23 protein-coding genes are annotated in these 23,722 nt (G+C 63.5%); 18 read left to right on the plus strand and 5 right to left on the minus strand.

The window, feature by feature from the left end:
- Positions 1-201: 201 nt before the first annotated feature.
- The 12 genes from F6B93_RS01510 (at position 202) to F6B93_RS01565 (ending at position 13,428) form a co-directional block, all read left to right on the plus strand.
- A complete protein-coding gene (locus F6B93_RS01510; protein WP_211697409.1) occupies positions 202-999 on the plus strand; it encodes an MlaE family ABC transporter permease in 798 nt (265 codons plus the stop codon).
- 1 nt (position 1,000) lies between these two features.
- Positions 1,001-1,870, plus strand: a complete 870-nt coding sequence (locus F6B93_RS01515; RefSeq protein WP_211697410.1) for an ABC transporter permease — start codon at positions 1,001-1,003, stop codon at positions 1,868-1,870.
- Positions 1,871-1,875: 5 nt separating this feature from the next.
- Positions 1,876-3,240, plus strand: a complete 1,365-nt coding sequence (locus F6B93_RS01520) for an MCE family protein (protein WP_211697411.1) — start codon at positions 1,876-1,878, stop codon at positions 3,238-3,240.
- Complete coding sequence (locus F6B93_RS01525) at positions 3,237-4,277, plus strand: virulence factor Mce family protein (protein WP_211697412.1); 1,041 nt, start codon at positions 3,237-3,239, stop codon at positions 4,275-4,277. Before F6B93_RS01520 ends, F6B93_RS01525 begins: the two co-directional genes overlap by 4 nt.
- Entirely contained in the window at positions 4,274-5,833 is a 1,560-nt protein-coding gene (locus F6B93_RS01530) for a virulence factor Mce family protein (protein ID WP_211697413.1), read from the plus strand. The genes F6B93_RS01525 and F6B93_RS01530 overlap by 4 nt, the downstream gene beginning before the upstream one ends.
- Positions 5,830-7,440, plus strand: coding sequence for a virulence factor Mce family protein (locus F6B93_RS01535; RefSeq protein WP_211697414.1), 1,611 nt, complete (start codon positions 5,830-5,832; stop codon positions 7,438-7,440). Before F6B93_RS01530 ends, F6B93_RS01535 begins: the two co-directional genes overlap by 4 nt.
- A gap of 191 nt (positions 7,441-7,631) precedes the next feature.
- A complete protein-coding gene (locus F6B93_RS01540) occupies positions 7,632-8,750 on the plus strand; it encodes a virulence factor Mce family protein (protein ID WP_211699209.1) in 1,119 nt (372 codons plus the stop codon).
- A complete protein-coding gene (locus F6B93_RS01545) occupies positions 8,744-10,291 on the plus strand; it encodes an MCE family protein (RefSeq protein WP_211697415.1) in 1,548 nt (515 codons plus the stop codon). The genes F6B93_RS01540 and F6B93_RS01545 overlap by 7 nt, the downstream gene beginning before the upstream one ends.
- A gap of 149 nt (positions 10,292-10,440) precedes the next feature.
- The gene (locus F6B93_RS01550; RefSeq protein WP_211699210.1) at positions 10,441-11,109 is read left to right on the plus strand and encodes a hypothetical protein; all 669 of its coding nucleotides are present in this window, start codon (positions 10,441-10,443) and stop codon (positions 11,107-11,109) included.
- Complete coding sequence (locus F6B93_RS01555) at positions 11,106-12,080, plus strand: RDD family protein (RefSeq protein WP_211697416.1); 975 nt, start codon at positions 11,106-11,108, stop codon at positions 12,078-12,080. The genes F6B93_RS01550 and F6B93_RS01555 overlap by 4 nt, the downstream gene beginning before the upstream one ends.
- Complete coding sequence (locus tag F6B93_RS01560; RefSeq protein ID WP_211697417.1) at positions 12,077-12,631, plus strand: mammalian cell entry protein; 555 nt, start codon at positions 12,077-12,079, stop codon at positions 12,629-12,631. The genes F6B93_RS01555 and F6B93_RS01560 overlap by 4 nt, the downstream gene beginning before the upstream one ends.
- The gene (locus F6B93_RS01565; RefSeq protein ID WP_246540961.1) at positions 12,598-13,428 is read left to right on the plus strand and encodes a mammalian cell entry protein; all 831 of its coding nucleotides are present in this window, start codon (positions 12,598-12,600) and stop codon (positions 13,426-13,428) included. The genes F6B93_RS01560 and F6B93_RS01565 overlap by 34 nt, the downstream gene beginning before the upstream one ends.
- Positions 13,429-13,485: 57 nt before the next feature.
- On the opposite strand, the gene F6B93_RS01570 is transcribed toward F6B93_RS01565, so the two are convergent.
- From F6B93_RS01570 to F6B93_RS01580, 3 genes are all read right to left on the minus strand, one after another.
- On the minus strand, positions 13,486-14,595 hold the full coding sequence (locus F6B93_RS01570) for a phosphodiester glycosidase family protein (protein ID WP_211697418.1): 1,110 nt from the start codon (positions 14,593-14,595) through the stop codon (positions 13,486-13,488).
- A gap of 79 nt (positions 14,596-14,674) precedes the next feature.
- Complete coding sequence (locus F6B93_RS01575) at positions 14,675-16,033, minus strand: YhgE/Pip domain-containing protein (RefSeq protein ID WP_211697419.1); 1,359 nt, start codon at positions 16,031-16,033, stop codon at positions 14,675-14,677.
- A 30-nt stretch (positions 16,034-16,063) separates the two neighbouring features.
- A complete protein-coding gene (locus tag F6B93_RS01580) occupies positions 16,064-16,801 on the minus strand; it encodes a pirin family protein (protein WP_211697420.1) in 738 nt (245 codons plus the stop codon).
- 150 nt (positions 16,802-16,951) lie between these two features.
- Here F6B93_RS01580 and F6B93_RS01585 point away from each other — a divergent pair, with 150 nt between their 5' ends.
- The 3 genes from F6B93_RS01585 to F6B93_RS01595 are packed head-to-tail and all read left to right on the plus strand — an operon-like array spanning position 16,952 to position 19,124.
- The gene (locus F6B93_RS01585) at positions 16,952-17,791 is read left to right on the plus strand and encodes an alpha/beta hydrolase (protein ID WP_211697421.1); all 840 of its coding nucleotides are present in this window, start codon (positions 16,952-16,954) and stop codon (positions 17,789-17,791) included.
- A gap of 56 nt (positions 17,792-17,847) precedes the next feature.
- Positions 17,848-18,597: a DUF2786 domain-containing protein gene (locus F6B93_RS01590; protein WP_211697422.1), complete on the plus strand. Its 750-nt coding sequence runs from the start codon at positions 17,848-17,850 to the stop codon at positions 18,595-18,597.
- The gene (locus tag F6B93_RS01595; protein WP_211697423.1) at positions 18,594-19,124 is read left to right on the plus strand and encodes a TIGR04338 family metallohydrolase; all 531 of its coding nucleotides are present in this window, start codon (positions 18,594-18,596) and stop codon (positions 19,122-19,124) included. Before F6B93_RS01590 ends, F6B93_RS01595 begins: the two co-directional genes overlap by 4 nt.
- A 17-nt stretch (positions 19,125-19,141) precedes the next feature.
- On the opposite strand, the gene mymT is transcribed toward F6B93_RS01595, so the two are convergent.
- Positions 19,142-19,303 carry a copper-binding metallothionein MymT gene (gene mymT / locus F6B93_RS01600; protein ID WP_211697424.1) on the minus strand — a complete coding sequence of 54 codons (162 nt, stop codon included), beginning with the start codon at positions 19,301-19,303 and terminating at the stop codon, positions 19,142-19,144.
- A 305-nt stretch (positions 19,304-19,608) separates the two neighbouring features.
- Between mymT and F6B93_RS01605 the strand changes: the two genes are divergently transcribed.
- Positions 19,609-20,040 (plus strand): SPW repeat protein, encoded by a 432-nt coding sequence (locus F6B93_RS01605; protein WP_211697425.1) that lies wholly within the window; start codon positions 19,609-19,611, stop codon positions 20,038-20,040.
- A 3-nt stretch (positions 20,041-20,043) separates the two neighbouring features.
- On the opposite strand, the gene ilvD is transcribed toward F6B93_RS01605, so the two are convergent.
- A complete protein-coding gene (gene ilvD, locus F6B93_RS01610; protein ID WP_246541073.1) occupies positions 20,044-21,783 on the minus strand; it encodes a dihydroxy-acid dehydratase in 1,740 nt (579 codons plus the stop codon).
- Positions 21,784-21,967: 184 nt separating this feature from the next.
- Here ilvD and ricR point away from each other — a divergent pair, with 184 nt between their 5' ends.
- Positions 21,968-22,258, plus strand: a complete 291-nt coding sequence (gene ricR / locus F6B93_RS01615) for a copper-sensing transcriptional repressor RicR (protein WP_211697426.1) — start codon at positions 21,968-21,970, stop codon at positions 22,256-22,258.
- A 122-nt stretch (positions 22,259-22,380) separates the two neighbouring features.
- A complete protein-coding gene (locus F6B93_RS01620; protein ID WP_211697427.1) occupies positions 22,381-23,640 on the plus strand; it encodes an MFS transporter in 1,260 nt (419 codons plus the stop codon).
- Positions 23,641-23,722 lie beyond the last annotated feature (82 nt).

Below are 23,722 nucleotides of genomic sequence, written 5' to 3' on the forward strand. Positions count from 1 at the left end.
TTTGCCAGCGATTGACGAAGGGTTAATTGTGAGGTCGCAGTACACGCCGGGGTGGCCATCGGGTACATTCCTGTGGTCTCCATTACTCCGCGTGAGCAAGGAGATGGCGGTCACACAAGATGGGTCCGGGCAAGGAGGAGGCGTGCGACATGATTCGCCGCGGCGCCGCAGTTCCCACCGTGTTGGCTTGAAGGGGTTGCGGTGACCACTTCCACAACGCTTTCGGGCTACGTTCGCAATCAAGTCCAGACCCCACTGACACTCGTCGGCGGCTTTTTCCGGATGTGCGTGCTCACCGGAAAAGCGCTGTTCCGCTTACCTTTCCAGTGGCGTGAGTTCATTCTGCAGTGCTGGTTCATCATGCGGGTCGGGTTCTTGCCGACCATCATGGTCTCGATCCCGCTGACGGTGTTGCTGATCTTCACGCTCAACATCCTGCTAGCGCAGTTCGGCGCGGCAGACATCTCCGGCTCCGGCGCGGCGATCGGTGCGGTCACTCAGCTCGGCCCGCTCACGACCGTGCTTGTGGTGGCCGGCGCCGGCTCCACAGCAATCTGCGCCGACCTGGGCGCGCGCACCATCCGCGAGGAAATCGACGCCATGGAGGTGCTGGGCATCGATCCCATCCACCGTCTGGTCGTGCCCCGGGTGCTCGCCTCGACGCTCGTTGCCACGCTTCTCAACGGCCTGGTGATCACCGTCGGCCTGGTCGGTGGCTTCCTCTTCGGCGTCTACCTGCAAAACGTGTCCGGCGGCGCCTACCTCTCCACGCTGACCCTGATCACCGGCCTGCCCGAAGTGGTCATCGCGACAGTCAAGGCCGCGACGTTCGGCCTGATCGCGGGCCTGGTCGGCTGCTATCGGGGTCTGACCGTGCGCGGCGGTTCCAAGGGCCTCGGCACCGCGGTCAACGAGACCGTGGTGTTGTGCGTCATCGCGCTGTTCGCGGTCAACGTGATCTTGACGACCATCGGTGTGCGATTCGGGACGGGGCGCTGACATGTCGACTGCCGCTGTAGTGCGCGGCCGCTTCCCGCGGGCGGTCGAGAATCTTCAACGCTACGGCGGCTCGGTGGGCCGTGGACTGGATGAGGCCGGGCGACTGACGTGGTTCGCCCTGACCAGCATCGGGCAAATTCCGCACGCGCTGACGAATTATCGCAAGGAGACGCTGCGGCTGGTCGCCCAGATCGGCATGGGCACCGGTGCGATGGCCGTGGTTGGTGGCACCGTCGCGATCGTCGGCTTCGTAACGCTGTCCGGCAGCTCGCTCGTCGCCATCCAGGGCTTCGCCTCCCTGGGGAATATCGGTGTCGAGGCATTCACTGGTTTCTTCGCCGCACTGATCAACGTGCGCATCGCCGGCCCGGTCGTCACCGGTGTCGCGCTCGCTGCCACAGTGGGGGCCGGAGCTACGGCGGAGCTGGGCGCCATGCGGATCAGCGAGGAAATCGACGCCCTCGAAGTAATGGGCATCAAGTCGATATCGTTCCTGGCGTCGACCCGGATCATGGCCGGACTGGTGGTCATCATTCCGCTGTACGCGTTGGCGATGATCATGTCATTCCTGTCTCCACAGATCACCACAACGGTGCTCTACGGACAGTCCAATGGCACCTACGAACACTACTTCCGAACATTCTTACGCCCGGATGACGTTTTCTGGTCCTTCCTGGAGGCCCTCATCATCACCGCGATCGTCATGGTCAGCCACTGTTACTACGGGTATGCCGCCGGTGGTGGTCCGGTCGGCGTCGGCGAGGCAGTTGGCAGATCGATGCGCTTCTCGCTGGTCTCGGTGCAGGTCGTCGTCCTGTTGGCAGCGTTGGCACTTTACGGTGTCGACCCGAACTTCAATCTCACGGTGTAGCCGCGATGACGACACCGGGGAAGCTGAACAAGCCGCGCGTCCCGCCGTACAAGACCGCGGGTGTAGGTCTAGTTCTGGTCCTCGCACTCGTCGTGGGGTTGGTGTACCTGCAATTCCGGGGCGACTTCACGTCCAAGACGCAGCTGACGATGCTCTCCGCCCGGGCCGGTTTGGTGATGGATCCGGGAGCGAAGGTCACCTACAACGGGGTGGAGATCGGCCGGGTGGATACCATCTCGGAGATCACGCGCGACGGCGAGCCGGCGGCCAAGTTCATCTTGGATGTGAATCCCAAGTACATGCACCTGATCCCGGCGAATGTGAACGCCGACATCAAGGCGACCACAGTTTTCGGCGGTAAGTATGTCTCGTTGACGACGCCGGAAAACCCCACCAAGCAACGGATCACGCCGAAGATCCCGATCGACGCGCGGTCGGTGACCACCGAGATCAACACGTTGTTCGAGACGCTCACGTCCCTGGCGGAGCAGGTGGACCCGGTCAAGCTGAATCTGACGCTGAGCGCGGCCGCCGAAGCGTTGGCCGGGCTGGGTGACAAGTTCGGGCAGTCGATCGTGAACGCCAACACCGTGCTCGATGAGGTCAATGCGCGAATGCCGCAGTCGCGCCGCGACATTCAGCAATTGGCGGCTTTGGCTGATGTGTACTCCGACGCGTCGCCCGACCTGTTTGACTTTCTCGACAACACGGTGACGACCGCCCGCACCATCAATCGGCAGCAAGCGGATCTGGATGCGGTGCTGCTGGCGGCAGCCGGATTCGGCAACGTCACGGGAGACGTCTTGGATCGCGGTGGACCGTATTTGCAGCGGGGGGCCGCGGATCTGGTTCCTACCGCCAACCTGCTGGATACCTATAGCCCGGAACTCTATTGCACTATCAAAGGGTTTTACGACACCGATCCGCTGGCCGCAGCGGCGACCGGCGGCGCTAACGGCTACTCGCTACGGTCGCACTCCGAACTCCTGTCGGGGTTGGGTATTTCGTTGGGGTCTCCCCTGGCACTGGCCACCCAAGGGGGGGCACTGATCGGCGGACTGATCGCCGGATTGATATTCCCGCCCATCTCCCTTGGCCTGACTGCGGCGGCGGCGATACCCGGCCTCGCCGGCGGGGCACCCAACCCCTACACCTATCCGGAAAACCTGCCGCGGGTGGCCGCTCACGGCGGGCCCGGCGGCGCCCCGGGGTGCTGGCAGCCAATTACCCATGACCTGTGGCCCGCGCCGTATCTGGTAATGGACACCGGCGTCAGCCTCGCTCCGTACAACCACTTGGAGGTCGGTTCGCCCTGGGCGATCGAGTACGTCTGGGGCCGTCAGGTAGGGGATAACACGATCAACCCATGAAAATCACCGGAACCATTATCAAACTCAGCATCTTCTCCTTGGTGCTGCTGTTTTTCACTGTGATGATCTTCGTGATTTTCGGTCAGATGCGCTTCGACCGGACCAATGCGTACTCGGCGGAATTCAGCAATGTCAGCGGGCTGCGCCAAGGTCAGTTCGTCCGTGCGTCCGGGGTAGAGATCGGCAAGGTCAAAGCGCTGCACTTGGTCGACGGTGGCCGCCGGGTCCGGGTGGAATTCGACATCGACCGATCGGTGCCTCTCTACCAGTCGACAACCGCGCAGATCCGTTATTCCGACTTGATTGGCAACCGCTACGTCGAGCTCAAGCGCGGTCAGGGCAAGGGCGCCAGCGAAATCCTTTCGCCGGGCGGACTAATCCCGCTGTCGCGCACCTCACCGGCTTTGGACCTCGACGCGTTGATCGGTGGCTTCAAGCCAGTGTTTAGGTCGCTGGACCCCGCGAAGGTCAACAACATCGCCAGCTCACTCATCACGGTGTTCCAGGGTCAAGGTGGCACCATCAACGACATCCTTGATCAGACCGCGCAACTCACCAGCCACATAGCAGAACGCGATCAGGCGATCGGAGAGGTCGTCAAGAACCTCAACATCGTGTTGGACACCACGGTCAGGCATCGAAAAGAGTTCGACCAGACCGTGAACAACTTGGAGAATCTGATCACCGGATTGAAGAACAACGCCGACCCTGTGGTTGGCGGCCTCGCGCACATTAGCAACGGCGCCGGAACGGTGGCCGCGCTGCTGGCCGACGACCGCGAGTTGCTGCGCAAGGCCATTAGCTATCTGGACGGGATCCAGCAGCCGATCATCGATCAGCGCGTTGACTTGGATGACCTGCTTCACAAGACGCCCACCGCGCTGACGGCGATCGGACGCGCCAACGGCACCTACGGCGACTTCCAGAACTTCTATCTCTGCGACCTCGAGATCATGTGGAACGGCTTCCAGGCCGGGGGGCCGGTTCGCACGGTGCGGCTATTCCACCAGCCGACGGGTAGGTGCACGCCCCAATGAGAACACTGGAACCGCCCAACAGGATGCGCATCGGGCTCATGGGCATCGTCGTTACGCTGCTCGTTGTCGGTGTGGGCCAAAGCTTCACCAGTGTCCCCATGCTCTTTGCAAAGCCGAGCTACTACGGCCAGTTCAATGACACCGGTGGTTTGCACAAGGGCGACAGGGTGCGTATATCCGGGCTCGGGGTGGGCTCCGTGGAAGGGCTCAAGATCGACGGCGACCATATCGTCATCGAGTTCTCCATCGGCACGAACACGATCGGTACTGACAGCCGGCTATCTATCCGTACCGACACCATCCTGGGTAAGAAGGTGCTCGAGATCGAGCCGCGGGGTAAGCAAACGTTGCCGCCCGGGGGCGTTCTGCCACTTGGGCAAAGCACCACCCCGTACCAGATTTACGACGCGTTTTTCGACGTCACCAAAGCCGCGTCCGGCTGGGACATCGACACGGTCAAGCGGTCGCTGAGTGTGCTATCGGAGACCATTGATCAGACCTATCCGCACCTGAGTGCGGCCCTGGATGGCGTGGCGAAGTTCTCCGACACCATTGGCAAGCGCGATGAGCAGATCACGCACCTACTCGCCCAGGCCAATCAGATTGCAAGCGTTCTCGGTGACCGCAGCGAGCAGGTCGACCGCCTGCTGGTCAACGCGCAGGCGCTCATCGCCGCGTTCAACGAGCGTGGCCGTGCATTCGACGCTCTGCTCGGGAACATCGCTGCGTTCTCGGCGCAGGTACAGGGATTGATCAATGACAACCCCAACATCAATCACGTGCTGGAGCAGTTACGCATACTCAGCGACGTGCTGGTGGATCGCAAGGATGACTTGGCCGAGACGTTGACCATCTTGGGCGGCTTCACTGCGTCCTTCGGTGAGACCTTTGCGTCGGGTCCGTACTTCAAGGTGCTGCTGTCGAACCTCGTGCCGGGCCAGATTTTGCAGCCGTTCATTGATGCGGCATTCAAGAAACGCGGTGTTGACCCCGAGGACTTCTGGCGTAGCGCTGGGCTACCGGCGTATCGGTTCCCCGACCCCAATGGCACCCGATTCCCCAACGGTGCACCCCCACCGCCACCGCTGGTGTTGGAAGGCACTCCCGAGCATCCTGGGCCGGCTGTTCCGCCTGGAGCGCCCTGCTCGTACACACCGCCCGCGGACGGTTTGCCCAGGCCTTGGGATCCGCTGCCGTGTGCGCACCTCACTGAAGGGCCGTTCGGTGGACCCAGCTTCCCGGCACCGCTTGACGTCCAGACGTCACCGCCGAACCCAGATGGCCTACCGCCGAACCCGGGCGTAGCAATTTCGGGACGTCCAGGTGAGGTCCCGCCGAACGTGCCTGGCACACCGGTGCCCATTCCGGAGGAGGCTCCTCCGGGGGCGCGGACCCTCCCGCTGGGGCCGGCGCCCGGCCCAGCTCCGCCTCCTCCGGCAGCGCCGGGGCCGGCTCCAGGTCCGGCACCACCGGGTCCCGGACCCCAGCTGCCGGACCCCTTCATCAACCCGGGCGGCACGGGTGGGAGCGGCGTGACGGGAGGTAGCCAGAATTGAGCACCGTCTTTAACATCCGCAACATGCGGCTTCCGCAGATGTCGCGGTCCTCGGTCATCATCGGATCCGTTGTGGTGGTGCTGGCCCTGATCGCGGGAATTGTTGGCTTTCGTCTCTACCAGAAACTGACACACAACACTGTGGTGGCGTACTTCACCGCCGCAAACGCGCTGTATGTCGGAGACAAGGTCCAGATCATGGGCCTTCCGGTCGGCAGGATCGACAAGATCGAGCCGGCTGGCGACAAGATGAAGGTGACCTTCCACTACCAGAACAAGTACAAGGTGCCTGCCAATGCGTCTGCGGTGATCCTCAACCCCACCTTGGTGGCCTCGCGAAACATTCAGTTGGAGCCGCCTTACAAGGGTGGTCCGGTGATGGGCGATAACGCGGTGATCCCGGTCGAGCGCACCGAGGTGCCGGTGGAGTGGGACGAATTGCGCGACAGTGTCGCCAATATCATCGACAAGCTCGGTCCCACACCGGAGCAGCCGAAGGGGCCTTTCGGTGAAGTCATCGAAGCGTTCGCCGATGGGCTGGCCGGCAAGGGCAAGCAAATCAACACCACGATCGACGGCTTGTCGCGAGCATTGAACGCGCTCAATGAGGGCCGGGGCGATTTCTTCGCGGTGGTGCGCAGCTTGGCTCTGTTCGTCAACGCATTGCATCAGGACGACCAACAGTTCGTCGCATTGAACAAGGACCTCGCGGAGTTCACAGATCGGTTGACTCACTCCGATCAGGACCTCTCGAACGCCATCCAACAGTTCGACAGCCTGCTGGCGGTGGCACGCCCGTTCTTTACGAAGAACCGCGAGGTGTTGACCTATGACATCGACAACCTTGAGACCGTGACGACCACGTTGTTGCAGCCCGAGCCCTTGGATGGATTAGAGACTGTCCTGCACGTTTTCCCGACACTGGCGGCGAACGTCAACAACATTTACCACCCGGCCCACGGCGGCATCGCATCGATTTCGGCGTTTTCGAATTTCGCTAATCCGGCGGAATTCATCTGTAGCTCGGTTCAGGCGGGTAGCCGGCTGGGTTTTCAAGAGTCGGCTGAACTGTGCGCGCAATACCTCACGCCGGTTCTCGATGCGATCAAGTTCAATTACTTTCCGTTTGGCGCGAACGTCGCCAGTACCGCTTCGACACTGCCCAAGGAGATCGCGTACTCCGAGCCCCGACTTCAGCCACCGGGAGGCTTCAAGGACACGACGGTCCCGGGTATATGGGTGCCCGATACCCCCTTGTCGCATAAGAATACGCAACACGGCTGGGTCGTGGCTCCGGGTATGCAGGGGGTTCAGGTGGGCCCGATCACGCGGGGTTTGTTGACGCCTGACTCGCTAGCTGAGCTGATGGGCGGTCCGGACATCGCACCTCCACAGTCTGGATTGCAGACGCCGCCGGGGCCCCCGAATGCTTACGACGAGTATCCGGTATTGCCGCCGATCGGTGTGCAGGCCCCGCAGGTGCCGATACCGCCACCGCCGCCGGGACCCGATGTGATTCCGGGACCAGTGCCGCCAACGCCGGCGCCGGGGCCTGCGCCCCTGCCGGTTGGCGCGCCGCTGCCTGCTGAGGCAGGACTGGGCCAGTGAGGGGCGCGACGAGCGCGGGACGCGCGAGGAGTAACCCGAGCCAACCGGCCCCGAGGGGCGCGACGAGCGCGGGACGCGCGAGGAGTAACCCGAGCCAACCGGCCCCGAGGGGCGCGACGAGCGCGGGACGCGCGAGGAACAACCCGAACCAACGGTTGGCGGGATTGCTGCGCCACACGGCATGGCAAGGCATGGTTCTGCTGGCGATCGCCGTGATGCTGAGTTCGTGCGGCTGGCGCGGTATTTCTAATGTGGCAATCCCCGGCGGCCCGGGCGCCGGGCCCGGTTCCTACACGGTCTACGTGCAGATGCCGGATACCTTGGCGATCAACGGCAATAGCCGGGTCATGGTGGCCGACGTCTGGGTCGGATCGATCCGTTCGATCAAGTTGAAGAATTGGGTGGCAACGCTGACGCTGAGCCTCAGCAAGGACGTCAGGCTACCGAAGAATGCCATCGCCAAGATCGGACAGACCAGCTTGCTGGGTTCGCAGCACATCGAGCTCGATGAGCCGCCGAATCCGTCGCCGGTGCCGCTGAAGGATGGTGACACCATCCCACTGAAGAATTCGTCGGCTTATCCCACGACCGAGCAAACGTTGGCCACCCTTGCCACGTTGCTCCGCGGTGGCGGTCTGGCGAACCTCGAGTCCATCTCGAACGAGGTCAACAGCATCGTGACGGGTCGGGCAGATCAGATTCGTGCGTTCCTGGGCAAGCTCGACACGTTTACCGACGAGGTCAACCAGCAACGCGACGACATCACTCACGCCATTGATTCCACCAACCGGCTGCTGGCCTACGTGGGTGGCCGAGCGGATGTTGTCGACCGAGTGCTCACGGATATACCGCCGTTGATCGAGCACTTTGCGGATACGCAGGATCTGTTGATTGACGCTGCAGGTGCCTTGGGCCGAGTGAGCCAGGCCGCCGATCAGTATCTGGGCGCGGCACGGGGTGACTTGCACCAGGACCTGCTTGCGCTGCAATGTCCCCTCAAGGAACTCGGCCGCGCTGCCCCGTACTTGGTCAACGCGCTCAGGTTGATCCTCACCCAGCCCTTCGACATCGACAGCGTGCCGAAGCTGGTCCGGGGTGACTACATGAATCTGTCGCTGAAGCTGGACTTGACCTATAGCGCCATCGATAACGGGTTCCTTACGGGGACCGGATTCTCCGGTGCGTTGCGCGCGCTCGAGCAATCCTTTGGTCGCGATCCGGAGACGATGATGCCCGACGTCCGGTACACGCCGAACCCCAACGACGTGCCGGGCGGCCCGCTAGTGCAAAGGGGGTCACGCCAGTGCTGACTCGCTTCATCCAACGCCAGTTAATCCTGTTTGCGATCGTTTCTGTGGTCGCAATCATCGTGCTGGGCTGGTACTACCTACGGATTCCGAGTCTGGTGGGTATCGGCCAGTACACCTTGAAGGCCGACCTGCCCGCGTCCGGTGGTCTCTACCCGACGTCCAACGTGACTTATCGTGGGATCACGATTGGCAAGGTCACTGCGGTCGAGCCAACCGAGCAAGGCGCGCAAGTGACGATGAGTATCGCGTCGAATTACAAGATCCCGGTGGATGCCTCGGCGAACGTTCATTCGGTATCGGCAGTCGGCGAGCAGTACATCGATCTGGTGTCAACGGGCAATCCGGGCAAGTACTTCTCATCCGGACAGACCATCACCAAGGGCACCGTGCCGAGTGAGATCGGGCCGGCGCTGGACAACTCCAATCGAGGCTTGGCCGCATTGCCCAAGGAAAAGATCGGTTCGTTACTCGACGAGACTGCTCAAGCAGTCGGCGGCCTAGGACCCGCGTTGCAACGGCTGGTGGACTCCACCCAGGCGCTCGTCGGTGACTTCAAGACCAACATTCAAGACGTCAACGACATCATCGAGAACTCCGGGCCGATTTTGGACAGTCAGGTCTCCACGGGTTCCGAGATCGAGCGCTGGGCGCGAAAACTGAATAGTTTGGCCGCACAGACCGCAGCGAGGGATCAGGACGTGAGCCACGTCTTGTCGCAAGCGGCACCGACCGCCGATGAGGTGGCCGCGGTGTTCAGCGACGTCAGCGATTCGTTGCCGCAGACGTTAGCGAATCTGGAAGTCGTATTCGATCTAGCCAAGCGCTATAACGCCGGTCTCGAGCAGTTGCTGGTGTTTCTGCCGCAAGGTTCTTCGATCGGGCAGACGGTGCTGACGTCCTTTCCGGGTGAAGCATCGCTTCCGCTGGCACCGACAATCAACTACCCGCCGCCGTGTCTGACTGGCTTTCTTCCGGCGTCGGAGTGGCGGTCTCCGGCGGACACCAGTCCGCGGCCACTGCCGAAGGGCACCTATTGCAAGATTCCGCAGGAGGCCCAGCTGCAAGTTCGCGGAGCGCGCAACATTCCCTGCGTCGACGTTCCGGGCAAACGAGCGGCGACCCCGAAGGAGTGTCGCAGCAACGAACCGTACGTTCCGATGGGCACCAACCCGTGGTATGGCGATCCCAACCAATTGCTCACGTGCCCGGCACCTGCGGCGCGTTGCGATCAGCCCGTGAAGCCGGGCTTGGTGGTACCGGCGCCATCGATCAACACCGGCTTGAATCCGGCACCGGCCGATCAGGTGCCGGGGTCGCCACCGCCGATGAGTGACCCCGTTCAGCGACCGGGTTCGGGTACTGTGCAGTGCAATGGCCAGCAGCCCAACCCGTGCGTCTACACTCCAACACCGGGCCCGTCGGCGATTTATAACCCGGCCAGCGGCGAGCTGGTAGGGCCGGATGGTGTCAAGTACGCCGTCGAGAACTCGATTACAACAGGAGACGACGGATGGAAGGAGATGCTGGCGCCAGCCAGCTGAACCCTGCTGACGCCGACAAGTCGTCGCCTTCGGAGGTGAAGGCACCGGATTCAGGTGAATCCGGTGCTGGAACCGACCAGACCAGCACCGAGGTGAAGGCACCGGATTCAGGTGAATCCGGTGCTGGAACCGACCAGACCAACACCGAGGTGAAGGCACCGGATTCAGGTGAATCCGGTGCTGGAGCCGACCAAACCAACACCGAGACGAAGGCACCGGACTCTTCCCCAGAGACGAATGCCGAGGATTCGACGACGGACCCTGCACCGGCGCCTGGCGACGATGTGGGCACAGAATCAGCAGTTGTCGAACGGGGTCCGTCGCGGCTGCGCCGTGGGTGGCTTGTCGGTGTCACCGCGATGCTGCTCGTGCTGGCCGGCGGTATCGGGGCCGGTGGCTATTTTGCGATGCGTTCCCATCAGGAAAGCCAAATCATCGCCCGCAACGATGTGGCGGCCATGGAGGCGGCGAAGGATTGCGTTGCGGCGACGCAGGCGCCTGATGCGGACATGATGAGCGCCAGCATGCAGAAAATCATCGAGTGTGGGACGGGTGATTTCGGCGCCCAGGCCTCGTTGTACACCAGCATGCTCGTTGAGGCGTATAAGGCCGCGAGTGTCCACGTCCAGGTGACGGACATGCGCGCGGCCATCGAGCGCAACAACAGCGATGGGTCCGTCGATATTTTGGTGGCGCTCCGGGTCCAGGTGTCCAACACCGACTCGGATGCCCATGAGGTTGGGTACCGTCTGCGGGTCCGGATGGCGCTCGAGGAGGGCCGCTACAAGATTGCCAGACTCGACCAGGTGACCAAGTGACGGTGGTGGTCGAGAAGACTCAGACCACGCTGGCACTCGACGCGGCGCCGCAGACCGACCTTGCCCCCTGGCATCTGCGGGCAGCCGCATTCGCTGTTGACGTGGTGCCGGGTATCGCAGTGGTGGCGACGATGGCATTGACGGCGTTGACGGTGCCGCAGCGTAGCACCTGGTGGTTTGTCTGCACGTCCATAGCCGGACTGACGATCCTGCTCCTGCCGGTCAACCGGATGCTGCTGCCGGCGGTCACCGGTTGGAGTCTCGGCCGCGCGTTGACCAGTATCAGGGTGGTGGTGCGCGATGGTTCCTCGAGCGGGCCATGGCGGCTGCTGCTGCGGGACCTGGCCCACCTGTTGGATGTGCTGTCACTGTTTGTGGGATGGCTCTGGCCGCTATGGGATTCACGACGGCGTACCTTCGCCGACATGCTGGCGCGCACTGAAGTGCGACGCGTCCAACCCGTTGAGCGTCCCCAGTTGGTGCGGCGGCTCGTCGCCGCGGTGTCGGTGGCGGCGGCGGCGGCGTGCGTGGGTGGCGCCGTCGTGGGTGCTGCGGTGGTCTACCTTAACGAATGGGGAACCGAGCAGACTCGCGCACAGCTGCAGCTTCGGGGCCCGAAGATCGTGGTCGACATGCTGAGCTACGATCCCGAGACCGTACAAAGCGATTTCGAGCACGCCCGATCGCTGGCCACCGAGAGATATCGCCCGCAGCTGTCCATACAGCAGGACGCGGTGCAGGAGTCGGGAGCTGTTTTCAACCAGTACTGGGTTTCTGACAGTGCCGTGCTGGCGGCGACACCGGATCACGCGACCATGCTGTTGTTCATGCAGGGGGAGCGCGGTACGCCACCCAATCAGCGGTACATCACGGCAACGGTGCGAGTGGTTTTCGAGAAATCGGGCGGGCAGTGGCGCGTTGACGATCTCGCCGTTGTGATGAAACCCCGTCAACCCGAGGGCGAGAAATGAGCCCCCGCCGCAAGTTTGCGCCTGGCGAGGAATCGCTGCTCGTGGCGCGGCCAATCGAACCCGCGCGCCGATGGGGCTTGACGCTGCTGCTGGTCGCGTCCGCGGTGGTGGCGTCCGTGGCGATCTCGTTGTGTGCATTCATGCTGAACTCCCATGAATCGCACGTGCGCGCCGAACAGAAGAATCGGGCGATGCTCAGTGACGTGCGATCCTTCATGACCATGTTCACATCGCCGGATCCGTTCCACGCCAACGACTATGCCGAGGCCGTGTTGTCCCACGCCACCGGTGATTTCGCCAAGCAGTACAACGAGCGGGTGAACGATATCTTGATCCGGATCTCGGGGGTTGAACCGACCACTGGCACGGTTCTCGATGCGGGGGTGGAGAGGTGGAACGACGATGGCAGTGCCAACGTGCTGGTGGTCACCCAGATCACATCGAAATCCTCAGATGGCGAGCAAGTCGTCTCGAACGCAAATCGTTGGCTCGTAACGGCGAGGCAGGAAGGTAACGAGTGGAAGATCAGCAGTCTGCTTCCGGTGATTTGACCCAAGGGTCTTCCGCTAGTGGCGGCGAGGCAAGCGATGACACGGCCCGAGAGACTCCGGAAACTATGGAGAACGTGGACAGCGGTGCGACCGATTCGCCGGCTTCCGAGACTGACCCCGACAGTCGCGCCGGAAGCAATGACTCATCTGCGCAATCCGTCGAAGGCGACGAAGACGATATCGACGATCCGGGCGAGCCGGAAGACAATTCTGCCGGAACGTCCGAAAGCCAAGCCGACGACGGTGATTCGGCCGCGGCGGCGGCCAAGGACGGCAAGGCACGTCGCGGCAGGCGCCTGGCGATCGCGCTCGGGCTGGCCGCTGCTCTGTTTGTAGGGTCCGCAGGGTTCGCGGGCGCGATGGTGCAGCCATACCTTTCCGATCGTGCTGTGGTGGCCACCAAGCTCACGGTCGCGCGGACCGCTGCCAACGCGATCACGACGCTGTGGACCTACACGCCTGACAACATGGACACGCTGGCCGATCGGGCGGCGAATTATCTCAGTGGCGATTTCGCAGCTCAGTACCGCAGATTCGTCGACCAGATCGCTGCGACGAACAAACAGGCCAAGGTAACCAACAACACCGAGGTCACCGGCGCGGCTGTGGAATCGCTTACCGGCCGGGACGCTATTGCCATCGTCTACACCAACACCACAACCACCAGCCCGGTGTCGAAAAACATCCCTGCGCTGAAGTACCTGTCCTACCGACTGTTCATGAGACGCTACGACGGGCGTTGGCTGGTAAACCGGATGACGACCATCACCTCACTTGACCTGACGCCGCGGGTGTAGCGCGATCGGCGACTCTATGGTGCAGCAGGCTTGCCGCTGCGGCCATCCCGCTGGTGGCTAGTTGAATGCCAGCCAGCTAGGCAACGCGCGCTCATGCGAGTCGCACAGGACCTGGCGGGTGTCACAGGAGCCTTTGGGCGACCCGGCGCCGGCCCACATGCCGCCGGTATCACGGCGCAACACAATCGCGGATGATCCGCCGCCGTCGAGCAGGATTGCTCTATCGCTACCCAGTCCGCGAAACAGATCTTGCATATTGTCTGGTGTGTAGCTCCCGCCCTGGAAGATGTACATTTCGTCTTTCTGCTTCGCGTAAGCGATAGCCGTTCGCGCCGCACTTGGCCCGCCGTCATGGAGTTGCCCGGTTCTGCCCGGTGAAAGCAGCCCGATGCCGGCGACTGCGACAAACCGGGCGTTCTTCTTGAGCAGGTCCTGTATTACGGGCGTGGCGACGTCATAGTCCTGTCTGCCTTTGGGTCGTAGCACATACGGTGCGCCGCCGACCGGCAGAATCATCGTTGTCAGTGAGGTCCAGAATTCGTTTCCGCCGGAGAGACCCTGCTTGCCGGCATAGGCGAGCGTGCCGGTGACCGCCTGGTTGGCGCGCCCTTGGCCGTGGGTGTTGTCGACGTAGGCACCCAGCGGTGAGCTACACCCGGTCTTGCGCCAGCTGCCGCCTTTCTGCCCGCGAACGTCGAAGAAGTTCGCGTTGATCGCGATCGTCGGCCGCCCCAGCCGTTGCCACGCTTGCAGCGGCGGATAGATCTCGGAAGCTTGCCGCAGTCCTTCGCCGGTTCGAGCCCCCGGGTTACGTTCGCAGCGCGATTGGTATCCGGTGTGGGAATCGACCAGCAGATGGGGCGAAAGCCGCCTGGAGGCGTTCTTGATGATCATCAAGTGCCCGCCGTTGTTCATTTCATACCAATGACCGGCGCCGTTGAGCAGCGGCATGGGATGGCCGCCGCCGAAGTTGTACACCAGATAAGAGCCCCTGGTGGTGGCGATCGCTTGGGCGAGCATCTCGCGTCCGTCGGCGGCATGGGCGGCCGGCTGGCCTGTGGTGGTCGCGAGAGTGGCGCACAGGGCCAAGGTGGCGCAGCAAACCGCTAGTCGGCGCAGGCTGGCAGTCGGTGTCAGCACGGTTGCCCTCTCGGCCCGAATTCGCATTCAACCTACCCAGCATTAGTCACATACGTCACACTGTCAACTTTAGTAACAGACCTGTGACGGTCGGGCGGGGTCGAAATTACGTTTCGTCGCTCGAACCTTCGCGGGCGCCATCGCGCGCTTGGTAGTGAGCCTGGTGTTCCACGGCGATGGCCATCTCAACGGCGCCCGGAATTCGGTGGAAGCCCCGGCGGTCGTACATATGGGTGATGATGCCGCCCAGCAACAGGCCAATGACCAGGCCAACTGCCGTCATTGTCAGCGCCTGGGCCAAGCCGGCATCCGCCTGGCCATCGAGATACAGCAGCGCCCGCACGCCCAGGAACACCTGGTGCATGGGCTCGAACTCGGACAACCATCGGAAGAACGGCGGTACCGCTTCCAGTGGCACGGTGGCGCCCGCCGACGGTAGCCCCAAGATGACGAAGATCAGCATGCTGACGAGCAGGCCCATCGAACCCAACACCGCGATCAGCGAGCTAGACGTGACGCCCACCGCGCTGATCGCAAACACCCCGTAGAGCCATAATTGCCAGCCATGCGCAATCGGCATGCCGAGACCGTGAGCTATTGCCATATAGACCGCCGACGTGAGCAGCGCAAGGACGACCATCAATCCCCACTTGACCAGCAGGGTGCGAAACCGCGAGATATTGATCTGCTCCGCGAAGCGGTAGACCGGGCCGAACTCCGCCGGTACGTAGCCGAGCATCGAGTCGACCAATGTGCTGACCACGATACTGCCGGTGAAGCCCGCCAGCAGCAGCAAGAGCGCATAGTAGAACGCCGACAGCCCGTTGCCGGTCCCGTTGGGCAAGGGGTTGTACACCGTGGACGTCACATCGATCGGATTGGCGAGCCCCAACGCCGACGCCCCCGTCAGCGGCGCGCCACCGGTCCGCGCCGCGACCTCGGCTGTAAGCCGTTCGCCTACTTTGCCATTGACGACGGTCATCGCCTGGGTCAGGGTTTGGCCGGCGATACTGGCGGCGAGCGTTCCGGCCCGTGGGTTCGTTGAGATCGTGATCTCTGGCCGTTCCGCGCGGGTAGGTTCCACGGCGCTCACGGCGAAATCACGCAGCCTTGAGGAGAAGGTCGGCGGTATCACCGCCTCGCCGTACACCTCGGCCTTGTCCAGTAGCCGTTTCGCCTCCTCGGGGGAGACCACTCGAACGTCGAACCTGTTCTCATCCAGGCCGGTTGCCAGGCCGTCGACAATCTGTTTGCCGGCGGGCCCGGCATCCTCGTTCACCAGAGCGATGGGAAGATGCCTCAGGTTGGTCGTTGGATTCAAGATGCCACCGAGGTACAGCGCGGCCAACGCCGACATGAGGGCCAGCGTGATGACGACCGGAGCGGCCCAGAACCGCACGGTCCGTAGGGCTTTGATGTTCCGGTTGGGTTTGGGCGCCGCGTGCCGCGGCTGCGATTGTGCCATGCGGGCTCCTGTCTGTTCTGCCTGGATCGCCTAGCCGGCGAGCCGTGCGTGCATTTCCCAGATCAGTATTTCCGACTGCTCCTTTGCCGCCAGCTGCCGGCCATCGGTGTCGGTGAACCGGACCGCGTCGCCCGTACTCACCTCAGCCTCTGGCGCGCTGAGGCCCTCCACAGTCAGTCGACCGCGCGGGACGAACAGATGCAGATAGGGTGCCGAAGGCAGCCCAATAGTGTCGCCTGGCTCGAGCCGCGAGACGTGCAGTGCGGCACTACGGTTGTGCAGCCCGATCGCCGCGTTGCTTCCGGGTATGCCTGAGGCGATGGTGGCGGGAGCGCCCGTCAACAGTTTGTCCTCGATTTCGTGTTGTTGGTAGCTCGGGGAGATGGCGGTGTCGTCCGGGATCACCCACATCTGAACGAAATGCACTGGTTCCGTTGCAGAATCGTTCTTCTCCGAATGCAGGATTCCACTGCCGGCCGACATGCGTTGAGCCAGGCCAGGATAGATGACTCCACGATTGCCGCCGGAATCCTGGTGTGCCAGCGCACCCTGCAACACCCAGGTCACGATCTCCATGTCGCGATGCGGGTGAGTATCAAAACCACCGGCCGGCTCGACGATATCCTCGTTGTTCACCAGCAGCAGCCCGTGGTGAGTATTGTCCGGATCATAGTGGTCGCCGAACGAGAACGAATGTCTGGATGTCAACCAGGATGTCGCGGTGAGGGCGCGGTCGGCCGCACGCCTGATCTCCACGGTTTCCGGCACGGACACCAGGGTAGTGAGCCCACATTGTGCGCGTGGAGCTGCGGCACCCCTGTCAGCCGGGGCGAGGTTGAGGTATCCATACCAGTACCCCCTTAGTTTGACGGTGGAGCCGGTGCGCGTGGCGCCAGACGAGCCATTACGCTGCCCGTAATGGTTGCCACACGTACTGAACGGAATTTCGAGGGCGTCGACGGTGTGCGCATCGTGTATGACGTCTGGACGCCCGATCTCGAGCCGACTGCGGTGGTCGTGCTGGCCCATGGTTTCGGCGAGCACGCGCGTCGCTACGACCACGTCGCCAAGCGGTTGGGTGCGGCCGGACTGGTCACCTACGCCCTCGACCATCGCGGGCACGGCCGCTCCGGTGGCAAGCGGGTGCTTGTGAAGGATATTTCCGAGTTCACCGCGGACTTCGATACCCTCGTTGGCATCGCCCGGCGGGAACATCCCAGCCTTAATTGCATCGTGCTCGGCCACAGCATGGGCGGTGCGATCGTGTTCGCCTACGGTGTCGAACGACCCGACGACTACGACCTGATGGTGTTGTCCGGGCCGGCGGTCGCAGCGCAGGAGCTGGTTCACCCCCTGGTGGCCGTCGCGGCCAAAGGGCTCGGAGTGATCGTGCCCGGCCTGCCGGTGCAGGAGCTCGACTTCACCGCGATATCCAGAGACCCCGACGTTAGGGCAGCCTACGACAACGACCCACTGGTCTACCACGGACGGGTCCCGGCTGGTCTCGGACGTGCGCTTCTGCAGGTCGGCGAGACCATGCCCCGGCGTGCGCCGGCATTGACCGCGCCGCTGCTGGTGCTGCACGGTTCCGACGACCGGCTGATCCCCGTCAACGGCAGCCGTCGCCTGGTCGAATGCGTCGGATCCAAGGATGTCGAGCTCAAGATCTATCCCGGGCTGTACCACGAGATCTTCAACGAACCGGAGCGCAACGAGGTAATCGACCACGTGGTTTCCTGGATCACGGCGCGGATCTAGGCGTGGCGGAGCGGCACCGGCACGGAATTGTCGTAGCGCTCTATTAGTTTGGCGCTATGACGGACGACAAAATGCTGGCCCGCATCGGCGCACTGCTGCGTCAGGCCGAAGGCACCGACAATCCCCACGAGGCGGACGCCTTCTTGGGTGCTGCGCAGCGATTGGCGACGGCCGCGTCCATCGACTTGGCGGTGGCTCGGTCGCATGCAGTCAGCCGCTCGCCCGCGCAGGTCCCGACCCAGCGAACCATCACGATCGGGACGGCGGGCGCCCGTGGGCTGCGGACCTACGTGCAGCTCTTCGTGGGCATCGCGGCAGCCAACGATGTGCGCTGTGACGTCGCGACCAACTCGACCTTCGTCTACGCCTATGGGTTTGCCGAGGACATCGACGCGAGTCACGCCTTGTACGCCAGCCTGGTTGTCCAGATGGTCCGGGCGTCGGACGCCTACCTCGCCTCCGGAGTGCACCGGCCCACGCCGACAATTACCGCTAGGATCAACTTCCAGCTGGCCTTCGGGGTCCGGGTCGGCCAGCGTCTGGCCGAGGCCCGCGAGCAGACCCGGCAGGAAGCCGGGAAGGATCCCGGTCGTGCCCCGGGCACCGCAATTGCTCTGCGGGACAAAGAGGTCGAGCTGCGCGACCACTATCGCAGTGTGTCGAAAGCACGCGGTACCTGGAGGGCCAGCAGAGCCACGGCCGGGTATTCGTCGGCGGCGCGCCGCGCAGGCGACCGGGCGGGCCGGCGAGCACGACTTGGGAACAGCGCGGAGCTGCCCGGAGCCCGGACCCCGCTGGACCGGTGACGGGCGAGGCCGCGCGGGATTCGTCGCCAAGGGACTTCCAACGCGCCAGGGTCTATGCGGCTGAGGAGTTCGTCCGAACACTCTTCGACCGTGCGGCCGAACACGCATCGCCAATGGTGGAGTTCTTCGGTACGCAGCTGACGTTGCCGCCTGAAGGCCGGTTCGGGTCGGTGGCGTCCGTGCAGCGCTACGTCGACAATGTGCTCGCCCTACCGGCAGTGCAACAACAGTGGCCGGCAGTTCCGTCGCTGCGAGTGCGGACGCGGCGGGCTGCCGCTGCGGCGCACTACGAAAATCGCGGAGGCGCAGGAATTGTGGCGGTTCCCGATCGGGGCGGTTCTGACTGGGCGATGCGCGAGCTGGTGGTCCTGCATGAAGTGGCCCATCACTTGTGCCGAGTGCCGCCGCCGCACGGCCCGGAGTTCGTTGCGACGATGTGCACGCTCACTGAGTTGGTGATGGGGCCAGAGCTCGGACACGTGTTGCGCGTTGTATACGCGAAGGAGGGCGCGCGGTGGACGGACTAGACAACGGCTCGGGCCGCCTATCCGACAGGTGACAATTCGTCGCCGCAGGTGCAGCGGTAAGCCTCACCGGCGCCAGTACAGTGGCATGAGACTTCGACGCGAACGCGGCAGCCACAGCCCTCGTGGCTACAGGTCAGCAAGGTACCGGCCTCGTAGTTCGTCATTTGTAGCATCCTCATCGGTGTAGGGGACTCCGGCGAAGCCCCGGTGGCTAACTCTGCCTGGACCATCCCCGGCGTGGGACCGGCCACACCATCATATACCCCGTATGGGTATCGGGTAAACCCGCGGCATGCTCTGGCGGGTGTTCGCGAGGGCGCGAGGCAAGAACCGCATCAAGTTCATCCTTGTCACGGCGCGCTGGCCGCGCTGAGAGAGCCGCAGATTTTCGTTGCTGGCGTTCCGCGCGCAAGCGTACTCTGGGAATAGATGGATGGGTTGCAGCGAGCCCAAAAAGTCTGCTGCACAACAGAAAGGTTGAACAATGAGTACGGTCCATTCATCAATTGATCACCACCCCGATTTGTTGGCTCTGCGTGCGAGCTTTGACCGCGCTGCCGAGTCGACCAGCGCGCATTTCACCTTCGGCCTGGCCATGCTGACAGGTCTCTACGTGGCTGCGTCACCATGGATTGTTGGATTCAGCGCCACGAGAGGGTTGCCCACGGTTGACCTTGTCGCCGGGATCACGGTCGCATACTTGGCCTACGGGTTTGCGACCGCGCTAGACCGCACGCACGGGATGACGTGGACGCTGCCGGTGCTCGGCGTGTGGATCTTCTTCTCGCCGTGGGTGCTACCCGGGGTTGCGGTGACTACCGGAATGATGTGGTCGCACATCGTCGCAGGTGCGCTAATAGCCTTCCTGGGTTTCTACTTCGGAATGCGCACCCGCGCTGCGGCTAGCCGCGGATAGCGGCTAACCGCAGACCGCGCCGATCGCGGCAGAGCTGACCAGCTTGGTGTACTTGGCGAGTACGCCGGTCTTGTAGCGCGCCGGTGGAGGGGTGAAATCCTTTTGTCGGCTTGCGAATTCGTCCGGGTCGGCCAGCACGTCGAGCGTGCGTGCGGCAACGTCGAGTCGGACGCGGTCGCCGTTGCGCAGGAATGCGATTGGCCCGGCGTCAACCGCCTCCGGTGCAACGTGGCCCACGCACAGGCCGGTGGTACCACCGGAGAAGCGGCCGTCGGTAAGCAGCAGCACGTCTTTGCCCAGTTCGGCGCCCTTGATCGCGCCTGTGATGGCGAGCATCTCACGCATGCCGGGCCCGCCTTTGGGACCCTCATAGCGAATTACCACGGCATCACCCTTGGTGATGGTGCCGTTCTCGAGTGCGTCAAGCGCGGCACGCTCACCGTCGAAAACCCGCGCCGTGCCCTCGAACACGTCGGAATCGAAACCGGCCGTCTTGACCACCGCGCCTTCGGGCGCGAGCGTTCCACGCAGGATGGTGATCCCCCCGGTGGGGTGCATCGGGTTGCTCAGTGACCGGAGCACCTTGCCGTCCGGATCAGGCGGAGCGATGGCGGACAGATTCTCCGCCATGGTTTCGCCGGTGACCGTGATGCAGTCCCCGTGCAGCAGACCCGCATCCAACAAGGCCTTCATGACCACTGGCACTCCGCCGATGCGGTCAATGTCGAACATCACGTGACGGCCAAACGGCTTGACGTCGGCCAGGTGTGGCACCTTCGAGCCGATCCGGCTGAAGTCTTCCAGCGACAGCGCGACCCCTGCCTCATGGGCAATGGCCAGCAAGTGCAGCACCGCATTGGTCGAGCCGCCAAACGCCATGACCACCGCGATTGCGTTCTCGAACGCTTCCCGGGTCAGGATGTCGCGAGCTGTGATGCCGCGGCGCAACAGTCCGATGACAGCCTGACCGCTGCGGCGCGCGAAGCCGTCACGCCGACGGTCGGTTGCCGGTGGGGCCGCGCTGCCGGGCAATGACATGCCGAGTGCCTCGGCGGCGCTGGCCATGGTGTTGGCGGTGTACATGCCGCCACACGCGCCCTCGCCGGGGCAGATTGCGCGTTCGATGGCGTCGACGTCCGACCGAGGCATCAAGCCGCGCGCGCAAGCGCCCACCGCTTCGAACGCGTCGATGATCGTGACGTCGCGTTCGCTGCCGTCGGAAAGCTTGGCCCGCCCGGGCAAGATAGAGCCCGCGTAGAGGAATACCGCCGCCAGGTCCAGGCGGGCTGCGGCCATGAGCATTCCGGGCAGTGACTTGTCGCATCCGGCCAACAACACCGAACCATCGAGTCGCTCGGCCTGCATCACGGTTTCGACGCTGTCGGCAATCACTTCGCGGGAAACCAGAGAGAAGTGCATCCCCTCATGGCCCATGGAAATCCCGTCGGAAACCGAGATCGTTCCGAACTCGAGCGGATAGCCGCCGGCCGAGAACACGCCTTCTTTGACTGCCTTGGCCAGTCGGTCCAGCGACAGGTTGCATGGCGTGATCTCGTTCCACGACGAGGCGACGCCGATCTGCGACTTGGCAAAGTCGTCGTCATCCATGCCTACTGCCCGCAACATGCCCCGGGCGGCGGCCTTCTCGAGGCCATCGGTGACGTCGCGACTGCGAGGTTTCGGGTCGGGGATGGCCGCGTCCGAACCGGGCTCATCAGCGGTGTGGGGCCTGTCTTGGGGCATTACCCAATTATGCGGTCTAAGCATCTTCGGGGCGCCACCGCTACTGAATACCTCGCCAATACCCCACTGGGGTACGAGATATGATGAGGTCACGACGCCGTCGGGTCCCCGCCCTTCGGCTGGCGGGCGTATCGGGCGAGTTTTGGAGATTTTGGACGAGTTTCGGAGAGTGGATGACGAGCACATGACAGCAGCACATGGATACTCCCAGCAGAAGGACAACTACGCCAAACGGCTGCGTCGCGTCGAGGGTCAAGTGCGCGGTATCGCGCGCATGATCGACGAGGACAAGTACTGCATTGACATCCTCACCCAGATCAGCGCGGTCAACAGCGCATTGCGATCGGTGGCGTTGAATCTGCTGGACGAGCATCTGAGCCACTGCGTGACCCGTGCGGTGGCTGATGGCGGCGGCGATGCTGATGACAAGCTCGCCGAAGCCTCCGCCGCTATCGCTCGCTTGGTGCGTTCCTGAGCTGCTCGGGCGTGTTGAAACAGCAAGTTGGTTAACAGCTGTCGGTGCAGTGCGTACGGTAGGGGCACCGAGATCACCTCAATGGCTGCACCGCTGCTGGGGATGATCGCGGCTCCCACGCCATGATTGCCGAAACCGCGGGTACCACCGCACGAACCTGGACGCCACGGATTGCCGCGCAACTGGCGGTACTGGCCGCGGCGGCATTCATCTATGTCACCGCCGAGATCCTGCCTGTGGGCGCATTGTCAGCGATTGCGGGGAATCTGCACGTCAGCGTCGCTCTGGTCGGGACCTTGCTGTCCTGGTACGCCCTCGTTGCCGCATTGACGACGGTCCCGCTGGTGCGGTGGACTGCGCACTGGCCGCGGCGCCGGGCTCTGGTGGTAAGCCTGGTCTGCCTCACCGTCTCGCAACTGGTCTCTGCCCTGGCGCCCAACTTCGCGGTGCTGGCCGGTGGGCGGGTTCTCTGCGCGGTCACCCACGGCCTGATGTGGTCGGTTGTCGCCCCGATCGCTACCCGGCTGGTGCCGCCAAGTCACGCCGGCCGCGCCACAACCGCGATTTACATCGGAACCAGCCTGGCGCTCGTGGTCGGCAGTCCGCTCACCGCGGCGTTGAGCCTGATGTGGGGCTGGCGGCTGGCGGCGGCGGGTGTCACCGTCGCGGCGGCGATCGTCACCGTGGCGGCACGGCTGCTGTTGCCAGAGATGGTGCTCAGCGCCCACCAGCTGCAACACGTCGGGCGCCGCGCGCGTCACCACCGGAATGGACCGTTGATCGTCGTCAGCCTGATCACCATGGTCGGCGTCACCGGTCATTTCGTCTCCTACACCTACATCGTGGTGATCATCCGCCAAGTTGTGGGCATACAAGGACCCAACCAGGCCTGGTTGCTCGCCGCCTACGGCACCGCCGGAGTGATTGCGCTCGCCCTGGTGGCGCGGCCGTTGGACCGTCGGCCCAGGGGGGCAATCATCTTCTGTATTGCCGGATTGACGGCGGCATTCGTCATGCTGGCCGCGTTGGCGGTCGGCGGGACTCGCTCCGTGGCGCCGGTACTCATCGTCGGGACCGCGGCGATCGTTCTCTGGGGCGCCATGGCCACTGCCGTGTCGCCGATGCTGCAGTCCGCGGCGATGCGCACCGGCGCCCACGACCTCGACGGAGCCTCCGGCCTGTACGTCACGGCGTTTCAGGTGGGCATTATGGCCGGATCTCTGGCCGGTGGGCTGTTGTACGAGCGCAGTGTTGTGATGATGCTCACTGCATCGGCGGGCTTGATCGGGCTTGCCCTGGTCGGGACGATGGCTAGCCGGCGCATCTTCGAGGCTGCCGGGGTGACTCCGGGTGCCGAGCAAACGGCCAGTTCAGAGGACTGAAGTAGGTGCCTGGCCGGGCGCGCGAGCGCCCATTGGGTGGCTGTTGACGACGCAATCAGCCGGCGCGCTATGCCACACTGAA

It is taken from the genome of Mycobacterium spongiae (assembly GCF_018278905.1).
Lineage (GTDB): Bacteria > Actinomycetota > Actinomycetes > Mycobacteriales > Mycobacteriaceae > Mycobacterium > Mycobacterium spongiae.